Below are 16,891 nucleotides of genomic sequence, written 5' to 3'. Positions count from 1 at the left end.
TCAGGCTCCCATCATGGGCAGGTTCAGGTGGTTGTCTCTGGCGCTTTGGCGGGCGATCTCATAGCCCGCATCCGCATGGCGCATGACGCCGGTGGCCGGGTCATTGAACAGCACGCGCTCGATGCGTTCGGCCGCTTCGGGGGTACCGTCACACACAATGACCACGCCTGCGTGCTGCGAGTAACCCATGCCCACGCCGCCGCCATGGTGCAGGCTGACCCAGGTGGCGCCGCTGGCCGTGTTGAGCAGGGCATTGAGCAGCGGCCAGTCGCTCACGGCATCGCTGCCGTCCTGCATGGCCTCGGTTTCGCGATTCGGCGAGGCGACGGAGCCGCTGTCGAGGTGGTCGCGGCCGATCACGATGGGCGCCTTCAGCTCGCCGCTTTTCACCATCTCGTTGAAGGCCAGGCCCGCCCGGTGGCGCTCGCCCAGGCCAATCCAGCAAATGCGCGCCGGCAGGCCCTGGAAGCTGATGCGCTCCTCGGCCATGTCAAGCCAGCGGTGCAGGGGCTTGTTGTCGGGAAACAGTTCTTTCATCTTCGCATCGGTCTTGCGGATGTCTTCCGGATCGCCCGACAGCGCCACCCATCGGAAAGGCCCGACGCCGCGGCAAAACAGCGGCCGGATGTAGGCGGGCACAAAGCCGGGGTAGTCAAAGGCATTGGCCACGCCGAAGTCCTTGGCAACCTGGCGCAGGTTGTTGCCGTAGTCCACGGTGGGAATGCCCATGGCGTGAAAAGCCAGCATGGCCTTGACGTGCACCGCGCAGGACTCGCCGGCGGCTTTTGTCAGCGCGGCATGCTGCGCCGGGTTCTTTTGCGCGGCCTGCCATCGGGCCACCGTCCAGCCCGCCGGCAGGTAGCCATTGATGATGTCGTGGGCCGAGGTCTGGTCGGTCACGATGTCGGGGCGGATGCCGCCGGCCTGCGCGCGCCTGACCAGTTCCGGCACGATCTCGGCCGCATTGCCGCACAGCGCAATGGAGATGGCCTCCTTGCGCGACGTGTGGTGCTGGATCATCTCCAGCGCTTCGTCGAGGTTGGCGGCCTGCTTGTCCACATAGCGCGTCCTCAGGCGAAAGTCGATGCGCGACTGCTGGCATTCGATGTTGAGGGAACAGGCGCCGGCAAAGGTGGCTGCCAGCGGCTGCGCGCCACCCATGCCACCCAGCCCTGCCGTCAGTACCCAGCGGCCCGCCAGGTCGCCATTGAAGTGCTGGCGGCCCGCTTCCACAAAGGTCTCATACGTGCCCTGCACGATGCCCTGCGTGCCGATGTAGATCCAGCTGCCGGCCGTCATCTGGCCGTACATCATGAGGCCGGCCCGGTCGAGTTCATTGAAGTGTTCCCAGGTGGCCCATTTGGGCACGAGGTTGGAATTGGCGATGAGGACGCGCGGCGCGCCCGCATGGGTGCGGAACACGCCGACCGGCTTGCCGGACTGCACCAGCAGCGTCTCGTCGGCCTTGAGCTTGCGCAGCGAGTCCAGGATGGCATCAAACGCCGGCCAGTTGCGCGCCGCCTTGCCAATGCCGCCGTACACCACCAGTTCGTCGGGGTTTTCCGCGACTTCCGGGTCCAGGTTGTTCTGGATCATGCGGTAAGCCGCTTCGATCTGCCAGTTGGCGCAGGTGAGGGAGCTTCCCCGGGGGGCGCGGACCGGGCGGGCCTGGCTACCCTGGAAGGGGGTGTTGGAAAGATCCGGCATGAGATCCGACATGAGACAGGCTCCATGTAACAAAAAGAAAAAACTTTGGCGCAGCTTCGGGCCCGGGCTTCAGGCTTTGGTTGGTTAAATCGTAGTTGTCTATACAACTTGTGTCAACTGGAGTAATCTACGGCCTGCGGCAGCCTCTTTTAGAGGGCGCCAATTGTTTTTTCTTACTCCGGCTAAAAATGGCAACCACTCCATTGCCCGCTTATGGGCAGGTCAAGGCATTCATCAAAACGCGCATCAGTGCCGGTACCTGGAGGCCCGGTGATCCGGTGCCCAGCGAGGCCGTGCTGATGGCGCAATTTGGCGTCAGCCGCATGACGGTCAACCGTGCGCTGCGCGAGCTCATGGGCGAGGGCCTGGTCACGCGCATCCAGGGCTCGGGAACCTTCGTGGCCGAGCTGCACCGCATTTCTTCAACGCTGACCATTCGTGATATTCATGAGGAAGTCATTGAGCGGGGCCACACCCATAGCTCGCGGGTGTTGCGGGCGGAGTCCGAAAAAGCCAGCGCCGACGTGGCGCGCACCCTGGGCCTGCGCACGGGCGGGCGTGTGTTTCACACCATATTGATTCATCTGGAAAACGGCGTGCCCATCCAGTACGAAGACCGCTATGTCAACCCGGCGGCGGCACCCAACTACCTGAAGACCGACTTCACGCAGACGACGCCCACCTACCACCTGCTGGAAGAAGCGCCGCTCACCGAAGCCAGCTATTCAATTGAAGCCTGCCTGCCGACAGCACTGGAGGCCAGGCACCTCGACATCAAGCCAGGCGAAGCCTGCCTGGCGATGATGCGCCGCACCGTGAGCGGCGCCCACATTGCCAGCGTGGCACGGCTGGTGTACCCCGGTTCGCGCTACAGCTTTGCCGGAAAGTTCCAGGCATGAGGAAGCAGTGAAATGAGCGGGAAATGAGCGGGGAAGTGACCTTGTCAATATCAATGATCAATGGAGTCAGTGAGATGAATGGAGTGAATCAGATGAATGAAGTCAGCGGGGCAAGCGAGGCGAATCAGGTGGGGCAGGGGGATCAGAACCCGGCCTGTACCTTGCGGCACGGCACGGTTCCCCTGCTGGTGAGCATGCCGCATATCGGCACGGCCATTCCACCGGAGCTGCAGGCGGCCTACATGCCCGAGGCGCTGAAAGTGGAAGACACCGACTGGCACCTGCAGACGCTTTACAGCTTCCTGCCGGAAATCGGCGCCAGTGTGTTGACGCCGCACTATTCACGCTATGTGATTGACCTCAACCGCCCACCGGATGACGCCCCGATGTACCCCGGTGCGTCCAATACCGAACTCTGCCCCACCCGGTTTTTCTCGGGTGCGCCGCTCTACCAGCCCGGTCGCGAGCCCACTCCCGATGAGCGCGCAAGGCGGCGCGAGGCCTACTGGCAGCCCTACCATGCGGCCCTGGCCGCCGAGTTGGCGCGTCTCAAGGCCCTGCACGGCTATGCCTTGCTGTGGGATGCCCACAGCATCCGTTCGCAGATTCCCTGGCTGTTTGATGGCACGTTGCCCGACCTCAACATCGGGACGGCCGACGGCGCCAGCGCCCATGAAGCCATCACCGCATCGGTCGCGCAGGCCTGCGCTGCGCTTTCCGGCATCACGACAGCCGTCAACGGCCGCTTCAAGGGCGGCTACATCACGCGCCACTATGGCCAGCCGTCCAGCAATGTGCACGCTGTGCAGCTGGAGATGTGCCAGAGCCTGTACATGCAAGAAGTGCCGCCCTTCGCCTACGACGAGGCGCTGGCTTCCCGCATCCAGCCTCTGTTGAAAAATATGCTCTCCAGCGCGCTTTCTGCCTGCCGAAGCTGCCATGAAAAGTGAAGCGGATTTTGCCGGCGTGAGCCTGGTTACAGGTCGGCAGGCAGGGAGGTAAGCAGGCCCGGCCCGGAGCAACCGGGCTGATACCGTGACGCCGGGGCGCGGCGGTCTGCGGCGCTGCGCCCTCATCCTTGTGGGGTGCTGCCCCCACTTTCGGGAAGGGGATTGACGATTGTTAACAGGCGCCGGTGCGGGGCGCGTTACCGTGGGGGGACCGCAACTTCTCGATGGAGTGCTTCCATGAAATCCTCCCTGATGCAATTGCTGGTTCACTTTGACGCCTCGCGGCGCGCGGCGCCGCGCCTGGAGTTCGCACGCCAGCTCGCGCGGCGGCACGGTGCCGCGGTGGCCGCGCTCTATGCGGTCACACCGAGTTTCGCGATGCCGCCGTTTGCGCCCACGCTCGGCCCCGGTACCGCCGTCAGCTTGCGCGAGGTTGACGACGAGCGGCTGGCCAGGGCGCGCACCACCTTCGATCGCGCGCTGGCCTCGACCGGCGTACCGGTCTCTTGGGGCGAGCTGACCGACTATCCCGTGGCCGGTGCCTTCGCGCAGCAGGCGTTTTATGCCGACCTGCTGGTACTGGGCCAGCACGACCCTTCGGATATCGAGTCCTCGGACGTGCCATCCGATTTCGCGGAAACCGTGATGGCGATCAGTGGCAGGCCGGCCCTGATCCTGCCCTACGCCGTGGTGCCGCCGACCGTCGGCGAGGCGGTGGTGATCGCCTGGAAGCCGACGCGGGAGGCGGCGCATGCTGTCACCGCGGCCATGCCCCTGCTGCAGAGTGCGCAGCGTGTTCATGTGGTCAGCTGGTCGGCTGACGAGCCCGTCGTCGGTGGCGTTGCGCTGGACCTGGCTGGCTATCTGAAGCGCCATGGCGTTGAGGCGACCTGGCATCGCCAGGGCGACGAACCCGACGGGCTGGGCGAGCTGCTGCTGTCATGCGCCTTCGACCTCACAGCCGACCTGCTGGTGATGGGCTGCTACGGCCATAGCCGCGCGCGCGAGTGGCTGGTGGGAGGCACCTCGCGGGCAGTTTTGCAGTCCATGACCCTGCCGGTGCTGATGGCGCACTGACCGCCGGCCCGGTCCGCCGTCGGGTCACAGGGCGCCGGGGCCGACCCTCTGCCAGCCCCCAGACCCGGGCAAGCCTGCTTGCCGCTCGGACAATTCCTAGGCGGCCTCGGTGCAGTGGACATCGCCGTTCCGGATTTTTCCGACGGGGGAATTCAGCCACCACCGATGGTGCATCGGCCCAGGCACGAGCACACTGACTCAATGGCTGATGTCCCCTCCTCCGTCAAGGTTTTCCTGGCCGACGATTCGGCCCTGATCCGCGGTCGTGTCGCTACGATGCTCGGCGTCAGCGACATGACCATTGTTGGTGAGGCCGAGACGCCGCAGGCGTCGATCGACGGCATTCTGGCCACGGCGCCCGATGTGGTGGTGCTGGACGCCCAGCTGGACGGTGGTTCGGGCCTGCAGGTATTGCGCGCCGTGCGTCAGGCCGCACCCCAAATCGCTTTCGTCGTCTTCAGCAACAACGCGGGCCCTGCCTACCGCAAGCGCTACCTGCGCGAGGGTGCTGTCCGCTTCCTCGACAAAAGCACCGAATCCGATCAACTTGCCCAGGCTGTTGCGGGAGCATCGCAGCACCCTGCGCATTGACGACCGTCTCACCAAGGGGAAAATCATGTCAACCGCCACACTCACACGCACCCAGGAGCGCACACAGGAGCGTACGCAGGAAGCACCCGCCAGCGACCTGCGGGTCATTCCGATTCGACAGGCCATGGGGGACGCGCAGGTCGCGCCTTTGGGGATACCCTGCTCCAGCTGCCACCTGTGCGATCTGTGCCTGCCCTGCGGCATGACAGACGGCGGCGTGGAGTGCCTGGACAGCCTGACGTTCGGGCGTCGCAAGGTCAAGGCTGGCCAGACGCTCTTTGACGAGGGCGACCACTTTCAGTTCATTTATGCCGTGCGCAGCGGCACCTTCAAGTCCAGCCTGATGCTGGCCGATGGCCGCGAGCAGATCAGTGGCTTTCACATGGCCGGAGAGCTGATTGGCCTGGACGGCGTGGCCTACGGCAAGCACGCCAGCAGCGCTGTCGCCCTGGAGGATACCGAGGTCTGCGTCATTCCCTATGCACAACTGACCCGGCTGGCAAGCGGTAACGCCAGCATGCAGAACATGGTCAGCCGGCTGATGAGCCGCGAGATCATCCGGGAGCACAGCCTGATGCTGCTGCTGGGCAGCATGAACGCCGAGGAACGGCTGGCGGCGTTTCTGCTGAACCTGTCGCAGCGCCTGAAGGCCCGCGGCTACTCGGCCAGCGAATTTCACCTGCGGATGACGCGCGCCGAAATCGGCAGCTACCTGGGCATGAAGCTGGAAACCGTCAGCCGCACTTTCTCGGCCTTCCAGCAGCAGGGTTTGCTTGAAGTCGACAAGCGCCACATCCGCATCGTCAACCTGGTCGGCCTGACGCGGGTCTTCGAGATGCACGTGCACTGAAGGCGGCACCGGTATGAAATACAAGGACTATTACGCCGCGTTGGATGTGCCGCGGGACGCCGATGCCGAACAGATCAAGAAGGCCTACCGTAAATTGGCGCGCCAGCACCACCCGGATGTCTCCAAGGCGCCCGGCACCGAAGCCCGGTTCAAGGAGGTGGCAGAGGCGTACGCGACGCTGAAGGACCCCGAGAAGCGCGCTGCGTACGACGAGCTCGGTCGCCGCCCGGCCGGTGAAGAGTTCGCGCCGCCGCCGCAATGGAGCCATGAATACGCCTCGGACGGACAGTCGTTCGAGGACATCGACCTGGCCGACCTGCTGGCTGCGCTGGGCCGCGGGCACCGTGGCTCGCGGCGCGGGCCGGTGCCCCTGCATGGGCGCGACTACGAGACGGTTGTGCGCATTGGCCTGGAAGAGGCGCACCGGGGCACCCGGCTCAACCTGGATCTGGCGCACGAGGCGGGCGGCTCGCGTACCCTGGAGGTCACCATTCCGCCGGGCGTGAGTGAAGGCCAGAAGCTGCGCTTGCGCGGCAAGGGTGGCAAGGGCAGCCATGGTGGCGCCGACGGCGATATCTATTTGCACATCACGCTGGCACCGCATCCGGTGTTCCGCGCCGACCACCACGACTTGTACTTCGACCTGGCGCTTGCGCCGTGGGAGGCGGCGCTGGGCGCCGATGTGGAAGTGCCCACGCTGGACGAGCCGGTGATGCTCACGGTGCCTCCGGGCACGCGCTCGGGGCGCAAGCTGCGCCTGCGCGGGCGGGGCCTGGCCAACGGCCGCAGCGGGCGCGGCCACCTGTATGCCGTCATCCATGTTGACGTACCCGCCACCCTGACCGCGCGGGAGCGTGAGTTGTTCCAGGAGTTGGCCCGTAGCTCGCACTTCAACCCACGACGTCGTGGACAAGGAGAAGCAACATGAAAACACAGTCGCTTGAATACACCTGGCTGGACGCCCGCGAAACCGTGACGATCTCCGACTTGTCCCGGGCCTGCGGTCTGAGTGCGGCCGAACTGGACGAATTGGTGGAGTACGGCGCACTGCGGCCGCTGGAGCAGCACCGGGTGGAGCGTCTCTTCAGCGCCGAATACGTCATGCCGCTGCGTAGCGTCGGCAGGCTGCGTATGGACTTCGACCTGGACCTGTTCACCGTGGCGCTGCTCTTCGGTTACCTCAATCGCATCGAGGCACTGGAGCGCCAGGTGCGGTCGCTGCAGGCCCAGTTGCCCGGGCACGAACGGTACGCCGGCGAGGGCGTAGACACATGAAATTGGCGCCGGGCTGGCTTGCCGGCCTGTCGCTACCCCGGGGCGGTTGCCTGTTCACCTTGACTTTCACGATTGGAGTTAACCATGTCACACCTTCATCAAACCGTACTGGGTATCACCCTGGCTTCAGCAGGCGTCGGCGTTTGGGCGCAGACCGCTGCAGAACATGCGCAGCATCACCCGAACGTTGCCGCGGCCGGCCAGCCTCCGGCCGGGCAGGCAGGTCCTGCCCCCGGGCCGGCCAGTGCCGATCGCATGGCCGCCATGGACCGCCAGATGAAAGCCATGCGCGAGATGCGCGAAAAGATGGCCAACGCCAAGACGCCGGAAGAGCGCAACGCGCTGATGGCCGAGCACATGAAGACCATGCAGGAGGGCATGGCGACGATGAACATGATGGGCGGCCCGGGCATGGGCCCCATGGGCGGCATGCAGGGCGGCAAACCCATGGCGGGAACCATGAACGAGCGCCAGCAGATGATGGAAAAGCGCATGGACATGATGCAGTCCATGATGCAGATGATGATGGATCGACTGCCCCCACCGGCTACCAAATGAAGGCGCCCTCATCATGAACCCGACAACCCTGCCGCCCCTTCGCACAGGCATTGCGCTGGCCATCACCGTCGGGGTGTTCTATGCCCTGTGCGCACTGGTCTGGGCGCTGGCACCCGGCCCGTTCCTGGGGCTCATGAACAACCTGTTCCACGGCATGGACTTCAGCCCGCTGGTGCAACAGCGGCCCTTCGCCTGGGCCGGGTTCCTGGCGGTGCTTTTCGTGCTCAGCGCGTGGCCCTGCTTGCCGGGGCATTCTTCGCCTGGGTGCTCAACCGCCTGACGCGTTGATCGCCTTGCATTTCCGGAGAAGCAAATGAACCACGAAATGAACCACGAAATTGGCCACGACCCGGGCCACGACCAGCATGACGCTGAACCCAGGGGCTTCTGGCGTTCGCGCTACGCCCTCGGCCTGTTCGTGCTGGGTGCCATCGCCGCGTATTTCCTGCTGAGAGAACACCGTGCCCATGTGTTCGGCGCGCTGCCGTATTTGCTGTTGCTGGCCTGTCCCCTGATGCACCTCTTCATGCACCATGGGCATGGTCATCACCATGGCCATCACCGGCCCAGAGCCGGGCCACAAAGACCAAACCAGCCGGATCAACCGGACCAGCGAGGACCATCATGAGCCACGATCAACCGGCCTACGGGCTGTGGCTGCTGGTCATCCTCAACTCGGCCGTCTTCATCCTGTTTGCCTTCAGCTTCTTCAAGCCGGCCACGACGCGTGACTGGCGAAGCTTTGGGGCATTTTCGGCCTTCATCGTGGCCCTGTTTGTCGAGATGTACGGATTCCCGCTGACCCTCTACCTGTTGTCGGGCTGGCTCCAGACCCGGTATCCGGGTCTGGACATCCTGTCCCATGACACCGGTCACCTGTGGTCGACGCTGCTGGGCGCCAAAGGTGATCCGCACCTCGGACCGCTGCACATCGCCAGCTATGTCTTCCTCGGCGGCGGCTTCTGGCTGCTGTCGAGCGCATGGAATGTGCTGTACCACGCCCAGCGCCGCGGCGCGCTGGCGACCACCGGCCCCTACGCGCGCATCCGGCATCCGCAGTATGTTGCGTTTGCATTGATCATGCTGGGCTTCCTGTTCCAGTGGCCCACCTTGCTCACGCTGTTGATGTTCCCGATGCTGCTGGCCATGTACGGGCGTCTGGCGATCACTGAAGAAGCGGAAATGCGTGCGCAATTCGGCGACGCCTACGAGAGCTACGCCCGGCGAACGCCCCGGTTCTTCCCTCATTGGAGTCAGGCTTCAACCGCAGGCTGAGCCTGTGACAACCAAACGTTAAAGGTAAAAGTAAAAGGCAACGGTCAAAGGATTCTGTATGTTTTACGGTTACATGATGGGCATGCATACCCTGTGGTGGTTGTTCTGGATTGCCGTGGTGATCGCGCTGGTCTTCTGGGGTCGGGGTGGATCTCCCGTGCACCGTGAGCCTCCGCGTGAGACGCCTCACGAGGTGTTGCGCCGTCGCCTGGCGAGCGGCGAAATCAGCGCGGAAGAATATGAAAAACGCAAGGTGATTCTGGATCAGGATACCTGGCAGGCAATGTCATGAATTTCAGACTCAGGTATAGACATGAATCCTCACACGCCATCCTTACGTTCGCCAGAGCCCATGCATCTTGAAACGGCAGACAGCGGGCACCCTGCCATGCCCCATGCGCATGGCGCTGGGGCCGCTGAATCAACGTCCCTGAACGACCCGGTGTGCGGCATGCCCGTCACAGCGCGTTCCGCGCATTGGCACGAGCATGATGGACGGCTCTATTACTTCTGCAGCGCGCACTGCAAGAGCAAGTTCGGTGCAGACCCGGCTCGATTCGTCGCCCCGGAGCTGACTCCCGGGCAGGAGGCGCCAGCGCCCGCTGGCGCGATTTACACCTGCCCAATGCACCCGGAGATACGCCAGGACCATCCCGGCAACTGCCCCAAGTGCGGCATGACCCTCGAACCCCTGTTGCCCGAACTCGAAGAGGGCGAGAACGCGGAGCTTGTCGATTTCCAGCGGCGCTTCTGGTGGACGCTGCCGCTGACCGGGGTTGTCACCGTGATGGCGATGTTCGGCCACAGGCTGAACTGGTTTGACATGGCTGTGCAAAGCTGGATCGAGTTGGTCCTGTCCCTGCCCATCGTGCTGTGGGCTGGCTGGCCGTTCTTCCAGCGTGGCTGGCAGTCCGTGCTGAATCGCAGCCCCAACATGTGGACGCTGATTGGTCTGGGAACCGGTTCCGCCTTCGTCTACAGCATGGTGGCGACCGTTGCACCCCAGGTGTTTCCGGCCTCGTTTGTGTCCATGGGACGCGTGGCCGTGTATTTTGAAGCGGCTGCCGTGATCATCTCGCTGACGCTGCTGGGCCAGGTGCTGGAGCTCAAGGCGCGGTCGCAGACGTCGGCCGCGATCAGGTCCCTGCTCGGCTTGGCACCCAAGACTGCCCGGCGCATCCGGGCCGACGGCAGTGAGGAGGACGTGCCTTTGAACCACGTCCATGTCGGCGACATGCTGCGCATTCGACCCGGCGAGAAGGTGCCCGTCGATGGTGTGGTTGTCGAAGGCGGCAGCTCGGTGGACGAGTCCATGCTCACCGGTGAGCCGCTGCCGGTCACCAAGCGCGTCGGTGACAAGGTCATAGGCGCAACGCTCAACACCAGTGGCGCCATGGTGATGCGGTCCGAGCGGGTCGGCGCGGCCACCATGCTGGCGCAAATCGTCCAGATGGTTGCGCAGGCCCAGCGTTCCAAAGCCCCGATGCAGCGCATGGCCGACGTGGTCGCGGGCTATTTTGTGGTTTCCGTGGTGCTGGTTGCACTGCTCACGTTCTTTGGCTGGGGGCTGTTCGGGCCCGAGCCGCGCTGGGTCTTCGGCCTGATCAACGCGGTCGCGGTGCTGATCATCGCGTGTCCGTGCGCCCTGGGCCTGGCCACGCCGATGTCCATCATGGTGGCCACGGGTCTTGGCGCGACGCGGGGCGTGCTGTTCCGCGATGCGGCGGCCATCGAGAACCTGCGCAAGATCGACACGCTCATCATCGACAAGACCGGCACCCTGACCGAGGGACGCCCGCGGTTCGATCGCGCCATCCCGGCCCCCGGAATTGATGCTGAAGAAGTGCTGCGCCTCGCGGCGAGCCTGGACCAGGGCAGCGAGCACCCGCTGGCCGACGCCATCGTCGCCGCGGCCCGCGAGCGGGGCCTGGCGCTGGACAAGGTGGACAACTTCGAGTCCGGCTCCGGCATCGGCGTGCGCGGGGAGGTGGCAGGGCGCCAACTGGCGCTCGGCAATACCGCCCTGATGCAGCAAATGGGCATCCCGGTCGATAGCCTGGTGCCGCAGGCCGAGGCCTTGCGCGCGGAAGGCGCCAGCGTGATGCACCTCGCCGCCGAGGGACGGCTGATTGGTCTGCTGGCCGTGTCCGACCCGATCAAGTCCAGTACGCCCGAGGCTTTGGCAACGCTCAAAGCGGCCGGTCTGCGAATCGTGATGGCGACCGGCGACGGCCTGACCACGGCCAAATCTGTCGGCGCGCGCCTGGGCATTGACGAGGTGCATGGCGAGGTCAAGCCGGCCGACAAGCTGCGGCTGGTCGAGCGCCTGCAGAAGGAAGGCCGCGTGGTGGCGATGGCGGGGGACGGCATCAACGATGCGCCCGCGCTGGCCCAGGCCGATGTCGGCGTGGCCATGGGCACCGGCACCGACGTGGCCATGAACAGCGCGCAGGTTACGCTGGTCAAGGGCGATTTGCGCGGGATCGCCATCGCGCGTTCGCTGTCGGAAGCCACCGTGGGCAACATGAAGCAAAACCTGATGTTCGCCTTCCTGTACAACGCAGCGGGCATTCCCATCGCGGCCGGTGTGCTGTACCCGCTGACCGGCTGGCTGCTGTCGCCGATGATCGCCGCGCTGGCCATGAGTTTCAGCTCGGTGTCGGTGATCGGCAACGCCCTGCGCCTGCGGCGGAGCCGGTTGTGAGCCCGCGCTTTCAGTTCCATCGGGAGGCGACGGCCGGCATTGCGGCCAGCCCCCCGGACCTGTTTGCCTTTCTGGGTGATCACCGGCGGCTGGCGGCGCACATGGAAAAGCCGTCACTGATGATGGCCGGCGCCGCGATGAAAATCACGACCGACCGTCAGCAGGGCCAGGCTGTCGGCTCATGGATACGCCTGGAAGGGCGGGTTCTGGGTATTGCGCTAAGCGTTGAAGAGGTGGTGAGTGAGTACCAACCCCCCTGTCCTGAAAACCTGGGAAACCCGGGGCGAACCGCACTTGCTGCTGATCGGCCCGTACCGGATGGGTTTTGACCTGACGCCCAAGGGCGGGAAGACCCAGCTGCGCGTCTGGATCGACTACAACCTGCCGTCTGGTTGGCCGGGACGCTGGCTCGGCAGACTGCTGGGCACCGTTTACGCGGACTGGTGCGTGACGCGCATGGTGAAGGATTCGGCGAGCGCTGCGTCGTTCAAGACGGTATGAACAAGGAGCACAACATGGCAATCGTTTCTTTGGCATGGCGTCGCATTCCTGCGAAGAAGCGACCTTAACGATGACCTGGTAAATACCGCAACGCTGGTCACAGCCGATGGCCGGGAGATCAGGCCGCTGGCTTGGACGGGTGCTGCCCCCGGCGGACATCATCGTGAGGGCCTGCTCGAGTTCGCCATGACCGCGCCCTGGCCCACGGCGATTGAGCTGAAGCTGGCGCGCCAGGGCGAAGCTGCACCACGGATCTTCCGCTGGCAGTTTTGAACTCCGCCTCGCTCACCTCAGCATCATGAGAGCGGCGGCGGCCGAGCCGGCAGCGATCGACAGGCCATAACCGGCTGCGACAGGGCGACCGAGCGGCATCCCGCCGATCACGGCAGCAATGCAAGCCTTCGCCACCATGTTGGCAGCGGTTGCGAGGCCCACGGCGGCCACGGTGGTGGTCACTGCCAAGCCGCCTGCCGCCTGCATTTTCATCACGCTGATGATGATGGCGTCGACATCGGCCAGCCCCGACAGTGTGGCCAGCGCATACAGGCCGGGGTCGCCCAACCACGCCTTGCTGGCCTGGGTCAGCACGGCCATCAGGCCGAGAAACGCGCCGAAGCCGAGCGCTGTGCTCAGGCCGAAGGGCGCGATAGGATCGCCCTCCGACGCGACAGCGCCAGACGTGCCGCGTTTTCGCTGCCACGCGGCCAGGCCGAGAAGGGTGGCGCCTGCAGCCACCATGGGAACCCCGAGCGGCCGCCCGAGCGCAGGCTGAAGCGTGAACACGATCACCGTTATGCGCAGGAACATCATCCCGCACGCGGCCAATGTGCCGGCCGCTGCGGCATCGGTGAGCGCCGGTTCCGCCCGGGCACGCCGGGCGAGCATGAGCGTGGCTGCGGTCGAGGAGGCCAGGCCGCCGAGCAAGCCGGTCCAGAAGATGCCGCGCTGGGGGCCGGTGAACCGCATCGCGATATGGCCGCACAGGGACATGCCGGCAATCAGGATCACCGCCCACCACAGGCGATAAGGGTTCAGCGCGGCGTAGGGGCCGTAGCCGGCGTCCGGCAGCAGCGGCAGGATGACGACCGACAGCACCAGCAGCTGCAGCGCCGCGCTGAGCTCGCTGTGCTCCACGAGCCGCAGCCAGCGGTGCAGTGTGGGCTTGAGGTCGAGCAGCACCGCGACGACGACCGCCGTGCCCACCGCGATGGCGGTATGGCCTGTGCCGGCCAGCGCGCCGAGCGCGTACGTCAGCAGCGCGGCGACGGCGGTGGTCGCGCTCAGGCTGCCATGGATGCGAACGTTCTCGCGATAGGACACCGCCCCGAGGAGGGACAGGCCGGCGAGCCCCATGGCCACTGGCCAGGGGCCCAGGGTTTCGCTCAGGACACCCAGCACGCCGCCCAGCAGGCCAAACAGCGAGAAGGTCCGCAGTCCCGCGACACGGCTGCCTTCAGCGCGTTCACGCTCGCGCCAGCCGCGCTCAAGGCCGACCACGGCGCCGGCGGCGAGCGCCGCAGCCAGGGCCGACACGATGGACATCACGGAGGAGGGCAGGAGTTCCACGGAAGGTTCCAGTGTTGGAGGGGTGTGAGTGGTCAGATCAGGCCAGTATTCAGGGCTTCGACCGGAGGCGCGCGCCCCGGGCGTCAGCGCGCCGGTCCAGCGCGCGACCCACCAGTTTGCGCAGTTCACTGAACCACAGCACGACGCTGCCCATCGCGGCGCAGACCAGCCACTGATCGAGTGTCAGCGGCACGGTGCTGAAAGCCAGATTGAGAAAACCGAGGTTGACGACCGCCACCTGCAGCAGCGCCGACAGGGCAACCGCGCCCCACAGCCAGGGGTTGACGAATAGGCGTGTGAACGCGCTGGTGGTTTCGGAGCGGGCGTTGAAGCAGTTGAACAGGTGGGCGAACACCAGTACCGTGAAGCCCGCGGTGCGTGCGGTGGCGAGGTCTTGTGTGCCTTCTATCAGCCCGCCCGGCAGGTACAGGTCCATGGTCAGCAGGGTCACCATGGCCACGACCACGCCAATCTGGAGTACCCCGGCCCACATGCGGGCGTCGATGACCCGCTCACCCAACTGGCGCGGCTTGCGGGCCATGACGTCGTCCGCTGGCGGGTCCACGCCCATCGCCAGCGCGGGCCAGGAGTCGGTGATCAGGTTGAGCCACAGGATTTGCGTGGCCAGCAGCGGCAGCACCACTGCGCCGCCGGCGGCGGTCTGCGTGCCCGTCAGTCCGATCACGCCTGCACCCACCACACCGAGAAACACCGTCAGCACCTCGCCCATGTTCGAGGACAGCAGGTAACGCAGGAACTTGCGGATGTTGTCAAAGATTCCGCGACCTTCGCGCACCGCCTCAATGATGGTTGCGAAGTTGTCGTCGGCGAGGATCATCTTGGCCGCCTCTTTCGTCACCTCGGTTCCGGTCATGCCCATCGCGATGCCGATGTCTGCCGATTTGAGCGCCGGCGCGTCGTTGACGCCGTCGCCCGTCATCGCGACGATGTCTCCGTGGGCCTGCAGCGCGTCGACGATGCGCAGCTTGTGCGCGGGCGCCACCCGGGCATAGACCGACGTCTTGCGCACCGCCTCCGCGAACCCCGCATCGTCGAGCGCATCGAGCTCGGCGCCCGTCAGCGCCGTGGCGCCGGCATCGACGATGCCCAGGTCTGCGGCAATGCGGGCGGCGGTGCGCGGGTGGTCGCCGGTGATCATGATGATCCGGATGCCGGCGCGCCGCGCCTCGGCAATGGCCTGCGCCGCCTCCTCGCGCGGCGGGTCGATCATGCCCACGGTGCCGACGAAGATGAGGTCGTGTTCCAGGGTGTCCGTGAGCTGCGGGTTCTCGTCGGGGCCGAGGGGGCGGTAGGCCACAGCCAGCGTGCGCAGCGCGGCATCGGATAGCGTCTCAACGTCGGCCAGAATCTTCGCCCGCAGCGCGTCGTTGAGTTCGACCGACTCCATTCCTACCCGCGCCAGGCTGCATCTCTGGAGCAGGACATCCGGCGCGCCCTTGGTGACCACAACAACCGTATCGCCGTGTTCGTGGTCGAGCGCTATCGTCGACATCATCTTGCGCTCGGAGGTGAACGGGATGTCGCCAATGCGCTCGAAACGCCGCTCGCGCCGCTCGCGCATTTCGGCGTGGCCCAGCTTGCGCTCGGCCACCAGGAAGGCCGCTTCGGTGGGGTCGCCGTGGATCTCCCAGGCGCCATCCTCGCTTTGGCGCAGGTCGGCGTTGCCGGCCAGGCTGCCCCCGCTGAGCACCACCACGTGCTCGGCATGCAGCGCTCCGGCACCGAGCCTGGCGCCCTCGTGTTCCACCTGGCCGTGGGGAGCGTATCCCACCCCGGTGATACGGGTTCCGCCGGAAGCGGTCATGACCCGTTCAATGGTCATCTCCGAGCGGGTCAGCGTGCCGGTCTTGTCCGAGCAGATGACCGAGGCGGAGCCCAGCGTCTCCACCGACGAAAGGTTCTTGATGATCGCGTTGTGCTTGGCCATTCGCTGAACCCCCAGGGCGAGCACCACCGACAGGATCGCCGGCAGCCCTTCGGGAACGGCTGCCACGGCCAGCGCAACACCTAGCAGCAGCACATCGATGACATCGGCCGCGCTGTGAATCTCCGACAGCAGCAAAACGGTTGCGACCACCACCAGGGCAATGATGATCACTGCGATGCCGAGCATGCGCCCGATGCGGGCGACTTCCTTCTGCAGCGGCGTGCCTTCCTGGGCGGTCGCCTTGAGCATTTCGGCGATGGCGCCCACCTGCGTGTCCATGCCGGTCGCCGTCACCACGGCACGACCGCTGCCCTGCGCAATGGCGGTGCCCTTGAAGACCATGTCGAGCCGGTCGCCGAGGGTGGCCGGTTCGCGCAAGGTGGCCGCGTCCTTGAGCACGGCCTCGCTCTCACCCGTCAGCGAGGCTTCCTGTACACGCAGTGAGGTGGCCAGCACCAGGCGTCCATCCGCTCCGACCGCGTCACCTTCGCCGAGCACGAGCAAGTCCCCGGGCACCAGTTCGGCACTCGGCACCCGCAGCACCTGCCCGTCACGCACAACCGCCGAGGTCACCGCGGTCATCCGGGCCAGCGCAGCCACGGCATGCTCTGCCTTCGCTTCCTGCATAAAACCCAGAACGCCATTGAGGATGACGATGACCGCGATCACCATCGCATCGACGGGCCAGCCGACCCAGCCGTCGATTGCCCAGGCGACGAGCGAGATGGCAATGGCGGCCAGCAACAGGTAGATCAGCGGGTCCTGGAAATGCGCCAGGATACGGCGCCAGGTGGGCACTCGCGGCGCTGCGCGCAGTTCGTTGGGGCCTTGTTCCGCGAGCCGGCGCGCGGCTTCCTGCGACGTCAGCCCGCGGTCGAGGTCTGCCCCGAAAGCCCGGGCTACTTCGTCAGCGTCCTTCACGGACGGGTCGTCAGATTTGCCGGTTTGCGTCATCACCGATGCGAGCTTCCAGTGCCGTGTTACGGACAT

17 protein-coding genes are annotated in these 16,891 nt (G+C 65.5%); 14 read left to right on the top strand and 3 right to left on the bottom strand.

Features of this window, described 5'->3' with window-relative positions:
* Entirely contained in the window at positions 1 to 1,719 is a 1,719-nt protein-coding gene (hutU, locus tag AC1DUB_RS03495) for a urocanate hydratase (protein ID WP_477728325.1), read from the bottom strand.
* Between the two features lie 176 nt (positions 1,720 to 1,895).
* Here hutU and hutC point away from each other — a divergent pair, with 176 nt between their 5' ends.
* The 14 genes from hutC to AC1DUB_RS03425 all read left to right on the top strand — a co-directional run bounded on the left by hutC (position 1,896) and on the right by AC1DUB_RS03425 (position 12,387).
* Positions 1,896 to 2,606, top strand: coding sequence for a histidine utilization repressor (gene hutC, locus AC1DUB_RS03490; RefSeq protein WP_011482117.1), 711 nt, complete (start codon positions 1,896 to 1,898; stop codon positions 2,604 to 2,606).
* A 92-nt stretch (positions 2,607 to 2,698) separates the two neighbouring features.
* Entirely contained in the window at positions 2,699 to 3,556 is an 858-nt protein-coding gene (gene hutG, locus AC1DUB_RS03485) for an N-formylglutamate deformylase (RefSeq protein WP_477728324.1), read from the top strand.
* 237 nt (positions 3,557 to 3,793) lie between these two features.
* On the top strand, positions 3,794 to 4,633 hold the full coding sequence (locus tag AC1DUB_RS03480; RefSeq protein ID WP_477728323.1) for a universal stress protein: 840 nt from the start codon (positions 3,794 to 3,796) through the stop codon (positions 4,631 to 4,633).
* A gap of 201 nt (positions 4,634 to 4,834) precedes the next feature.
* Complete coding sequence (locus AC1DUB_RS03475) at positions 4,835 to 5,224, top strand: response regulator (protein WP_477728322.1); 390 nt, start codon at positions 4,835 to 4,837, stop codon at positions 5,222 to 5,224.
* Positions 5,225 to 5,249: 25 nt separating this feature from the next.
* Positions 5,250 to 6,074 carry a fumarate/nitrate reduction transcriptional regulator Fnr gene (gene fnr / locus AC1DUB_RS03470; protein ID WP_477728321.1) on the top strand — a complete coding sequence of 275 codons (825 nt, stop codon included), beginning with the start codon at positions 5,250 to 5,252 and terminating at the stop codon, positions 6,072 to 6,074.
* Positions 6,075 to 6,087: 13 nt separating this feature from the next.
* On the top strand, positions 6,088 to 7,002 hold the full coding sequence (locus AC1DUB_RS03465) for a DnaJ C-terminal domain-containing protein (protein WP_477728320.1): 915 nt from the start codon (positions 6,088 to 6,090) through the stop codon (positions 7,000 to 7,002).
* Positions 6,999 to 7,349 carry a chaperone modulator CbpM gene (locus AC1DUB_RS03460; RefSeq protein WP_477728319.1) on the top strand — a complete coding sequence of 117 codons (351 nt, stop codon included), beginning with the start codon at positions 6,999 to 7,001 and terminating at the stop codon, positions 7,347 to 7,349. Before AC1DUB_RS03465 ends, AC1DUB_RS03460 begins: the two co-directional genes overlap by 4 nt.
* 84 nt (positions 7,350 to 7,433) lie before the next feature.
* Positions 7,434 to 7,907 (top strand): hypothetical protein, encoded by a 474-nt coding sequence (locus AC1DUB_RS03455; protein WP_477728318.1) that lies wholly within the window; start codon positions 7,434 to 7,436, stop codon positions 7,905 to 7,907.
* A gap of 13 nt (positions 7,908 to 7,920) precedes the next feature.
* Positions 7,921 to 8,187: a DUF5676 family membrane protein gene (locus AC1DUB_RS03450; RefSeq protein ID WP_477728317.1), complete on the top strand. Its 267-nt coding sequence runs from the start codon at positions 7,921 to 7,923 to the stop codon at positions 8,185 to 8,187.
* 45 nt (positions 8,188 to 8,232) lie between these two features.
* Positions 8,233 to 8,535: a DUF2933 domain-containing protein gene (locus AC1DUB_RS03445; protein ID WP_477728371.1), complete on the top strand. Its 303-nt coding sequence runs from the start codon at positions 8,233 to 8,235 to the stop codon at positions 8,533 to 8,535.
* A complete protein-coding gene (locus AC1DUB_RS03440; protein WP_477728316.1) occupies positions 8,532 to 9,182 on the top strand; it encodes a methyltransferase family protein in 651 nt (216 codons plus the stop codon). The genes AC1DUB_RS03445 and AC1DUB_RS03440 overlap by 4 nt, the downstream gene beginning before the upstream one ends.
* 58 nt (positions 9,183 to 9,240) lie before the next feature.
* Positions 9,241 to 9,474 carry an SHOCT domain-containing protein gene (locus AC1DUB_RS03435; protein ID WP_477728315.1) on the top strand — a complete coding sequence of 78 codons (234 nt, stop codon included), beginning with the start codon at positions 9,241 to 9,243 and terminating at the stop codon, positions 9,472 to 9,474.
* A gap of 96 nt (positions 9,475 to 9,570) precedes the next feature.
* Positions 9,571 to 11,886, top strand: coding sequence for a heavy metal translocating P-type ATPase (locus AC1DUB_RS03430; protein ID WP_477728370.1), 2,316 nt, complete (start codon positions 9,571 to 9,573; stop codon positions 11,884 to 11,886).
* A 240-nt stretch (positions 11,887 to 12,126) separates the two neighbouring features.
* Positions 12,127 to 12,387 carry a hypothetical protein gene (locus tag AC1DUB_RS03425; RefSeq protein ID WP_477728314.1) on the top strand — a complete coding sequence of 87 codons (261 nt, stop codon included), beginning with the start codon at positions 12,127 to 12,129 and terminating at the stop codon, positions 12,385 to 12,387.
* A 285-nt stretch (positions 12,388 to 12,672) separates the two neighbouring features.
* Here the strand turns inward: AC1DUB_RS03425 and AC1DUB_RS03420 are convergent, their stop codons facing one another.
* Together AC1DUB_RS03420 and AC1DUB_RS03415 are read right to left on the bottom strand one after the other, a co-directional pair.
* Entirely contained in the window at positions 12,673 to 13,929 is a 1,257-nt protein-coding gene (locus AC1DUB_RS03420; protein ID WP_477728369.1) for an MgtC/SapB family protein, read from the bottom strand.
* A 73-nt stretch (positions 13,930 to 14,002) separates the two neighbouring features.
* Positions 14,003 to 16,891 (bottom strand): cation-translocating P-type ATPase, encoded by a 2,889-nt coding sequence (locus AC1DUB_RS03415; protein WP_477728313.1) that lies wholly within the window; start codon positions 16,889 to 16,891, stop codon positions 14,003 to 14,005.

The organism is Polaromonas sp. P4_F9 (assembly GCF_056401235.1).
Note: the sequence above shows the minus strand (reverse complement) of the source record. Positions and strands in the feature narration are given on the sequence as shown.